The 3,249-nt window shown below is 58.7% G+C and carries 4 protein-coding genes; 3 read left to right on the top strand and 1 reads right to left on the bottom strand.

Annotated features, from left to right (window positions below; genetic code table 11):
* The coding region (locus tag M8523_RS36075) for a recombinase family protein (protein WP_282589607.1) at positions 1–447 on the top strand (447 nt) is incomplete at its 5' end.
* A 77-nt stretch (positions 448–524) separates the two neighbouring features.
* Here the strand turns inward: M8523_RS36075 and M8523_RS36080 are convergent.
* Positions 525–659 carry a hypothetical protein gene (locus M8523_RS36080; protein WP_282589608.1) on the bottom strand — a complete coding sequence of 45 codons (135 nt, stop codon included), beginning with the start codon at positions 657–659 and terminating at the stop codon, positions 525–527.
* A gap of 896 nt (positions 660–1,555) precedes the next feature.
* Here M8523_RS36080 and M8523_RS36085 point away from each other — a divergent pair.
* On the top strand, positions 1,556–1,837 hold the full coding sequence (locus tag M8523_RS36085; protein ID WP_282589609.1) for a hypothetical protein: 282 nt from the start codon (positions 1,556–1,558) through the stop codon (positions 1,835–1,837).
* A 140-nt stretch (positions 1,838–1,977) separates the two neighbouring features.
* Positions 1,978–3,249 (top strand): sensor histidine kinase (locus M8523_RS36090; protein ID WP_282589610.1); only part of this gene is annotated, 1,272 nt, incomplete at its 3' end.

The raw sequence follows: 3,249 nt of genomic DNA on the forward strand, positions 1-3,249 counted from the left end.
CGCGACGGCCGCGACGAGCTGGCCACCGTCATGGATTTCATTCGGCCGGGTGATGAGCTGGTGGTGGTGAAGCTCGACCGGCTCGGCCGATCAACCCGCGGTGTGCTCAACCTTGTGCATGAGCTGGAAGGGAAGGGCGCCGCTTTGACCGTGTTGGAACCCGCGTTCTCCACCAAGGATGCCACCGGCTCGATCCTGGTAACCGTTCTCGGCATGGTGGCCGAGATGGAGCGCAAGTTCATCCGCGAGCGTCAGCAGACTGGTATCGAGGCCGCGAAGGGCGGGGGCGTCTACACGGGCCGAAAGGCGACGGCGCCGATCGACAAGGTGCGCCAGCTTCATGCGTCAGGCATGGGCCCGACCGCGATCGCCAAAGAGACCGGGTTGAGCCGGATGCACGTCTACCGGATCACCAAGGATATGCCGGCGACCATGGCAAGCACCTGACACAGGAGGGCGGGGCGCCCGAAATCTTTGCCTCGTTCTTCGTGAAATGATGCGCCGCGATATGGCTTTACCGACATTCAGTGAGTTCGGGCAGGCTCGTCCGCGTCCGGCGGCACGTCCAACGGGAACTGCGAATGCATGATGGCGACCTTGGGATCCTCATCCTGGATCGTCACGACAGATCCGAGATCTGGATGACTGCCGGTGGTCACCCAAACTGATCCCTCATGAACAGTTCCGGTGTACTCGAGCTCGTCATAAATGTGCGACAGCTGCGTCGTCGAAATCGCGCGCTGGTACATGGTGATGGCTCCCGATCGTCGATGAGACACTCGTCAAAGCGGCGCGGTCTCCTTTGGTTTCAGCCGTCGTTCCCACGCAATGAATGAAGGATTGAACTGACGAACGCGTTTTAACTCAGATCTGCGACGCCGGCCGGGCATCGAACGTTGAGCGCGTATGACAGATCGACAGCCGGGCGCCATCCTCCCGACAAACTTGCTCCGCGTGTCCTCGTGGCAAGCCACCACGTGAGGGAAGTGCGCTGCATGAGCCATGACGCCTGCCACGCATTGGAGTGGGCATCTTCCGATACAAGAAGTGACTTGCCTACATGATCACTAACAGGGTGTTAAGCTCATTAACGTTACGCATTTTTGATCGTAATCGTCTCATATCTGGAGACAATATACATAGATTGTTTTCTGCATAAATTGATCATTATTGTTTTTTATTAAAACAGATCAGAGTCGCTATTGTGTCAAACTCGCCTAAAACACAACAGGACCAGGAGATCTCGCCCGAAAGTCACCCGCCATGAAGGTCGACCCGTTCACCTGTGACTGCTGCCCCGGACAGGACAAAGATCTCATGCTCATCCAAACGCGCTTCGAAGGACAGCGCTGCTTTGCCGAGCTGGAATGTCGGACTTGCGGGTCACTCTGGACCGCCGAAATCGGACCGACGCCAAGCAGCGCCGATCTCCTCTCAAGCCTCAGAGACGAGCAACCAGGCTGGCGGGTTCTGGACCTCCGGCGACATCTCATGAACTGACCGACGCAAGCGATCGCGCTGCGCTTTGGCGCATTTCACAAACAAGGTAGGGTCAATGGACGACGTGAACAAACTCAGACATTTGCATCGCCGCCTTGCGGATGAACGCCGCAACGCACTCCTCGCCGCGGCCGAAATCGAGGCCATTCCTCCCTCTCGGCTTCTCGCGCGCATCTCTGATCTCGACGGAGCCGTCGCGGCACTCGAAGCTGTGCTCGAGGAAGGCTTTCGGGATGCACCAGCCGGGCGGGTTTCCGAACGGCAATGCGCGTTTAATGGATCTGCGGGTGAGCCTGACGGCCCAATGTGTACGCCGACGGGCACAATCAATCTATGAGCAGTGCGGCGCCGTGCTCATTGCTCCAGGTCAGTGATGGCGGCGTAGATAGGGGCGGTTGCGTCAAACGGGTCCTGGAACGACGAGGTAGCCTGCATTCTGCAATGGTACAGTGACCAGGAATGATGCAGGAGTGCCTGATGATGTCCAGGCGCTATCTTGTAGGGTCGACCTCCGCTTTCCTGCTAGTCGGGTTCGTCGCCCTCATGACGATCGTCGCTATGAATGTTTGGCTGGGCGAGCGGGCGCAGTCGTATTTTGATGACGCAATCGCCGCGCGCAACACGCGAGTGGCAGCGGTCGAATTGAGAAACGCGATGCAGACCGCTGAATCGAGCCAGCGCGGCTTCATCATCACCGGCAACGAGATCTATCTCGCTCCCTATCAAGCCGCGAAAATCCAGGCGCAACGGCACCTGTCGGCCCTGCAGATCCTTTTGCCGACCTACCCGAATTCAGACCTCCTACTTAAACGCTTGGCCGCAGTTGTCGGCACCAAGTTCGATGATCTCGAACGGACGATCGCCCTCAAGCGCAATCAGCGGGAGGACGAAGCCCTGGCCGCCTTTCGCACCAACAGCAGCAAAGCTCTGACCGACGAAGCAAACGTGTTTTTCTCGGGAATCATTGGCAAGGCGGATAGCCGTTTAACCTCCGGCGTCATTGAACAGCGCCGTAATACCGGATGGCTTCGGCTGGTTTCGGCCATCGGCGCGCTCGTCATCATCGTGGTCATTGGCGGCGCTGCGTTCGGGGTTGCTCGCTACACAAGAGAGCTTCGTGCGAGGCGTGATCAGGTCGCTATCCTGAACGGCGAACTCGAGCAGCGTGTCGCGACCCGCACGGCAGACTTGGCACAAGCGCGCGATCGGGCCGAAGTGCTGCTGTCAGAGGTCAACCATAGGGTTGCCAACAGTCTTACCCTCGTCTCGTCAATGGTTGGCTTGCAGTCGAAGGCCTTGGGTGATCGTGCTGCCAAAGATGCTCTTGCCGAAACGCAGGACCGCATCCTTGCGATCTCGCTCGTCCACAAGCGGCTCTATGGGTCGGGCAATGTGCGCTCTGTCGCGCTGGACGAGTATCTGACCGGACTCCTCGATCATCTCCGCGACTCCATGCGCAGCCAAGGCCGCGGCATGACATTGTTGCACGAGGTCGAACCGATCGAACTCGAGACCGACGCAAGCGTCAATCTTGGTGTCGTTGTCACCGAACTCGTCACCAACGCCTTCAAATACGCCTATCCAGACGGGATCGGAGAAATTCGCGTCCGGGTCCGAAAGCTACCTGATGAAAAGGCGGAACTTGTTGTCGAGGACGATGGCATCGGCCGGTCCGAAGGTGCGCCCGCCAAAGGCTCTGGGGTGGGCACGCGGATCGTCAATGCCATGTGCGAGACCCTGGGAACGAAG

Source organism: Lichenifustis flavocetrariae, from assembly GCF_026130545.1.
Taxonomy (GTDB): Bacteria; Pseudomonadota; Alphaproteobacteria; order Rhizobiales; family Beijerinckiaceae; genus Lichenihabitans; species Lichenihabitans flavocetrariae.

What these genes read in the sequence shown, in the direction of transcription:
- M8523_RS36085 (WP_282589609.1), top strand. Translation starts at nt 1,556, where the DNA reads ATGGACGACGTGAACAAACTCAGACATTTGCATCGCCGCCTTGCGGAT.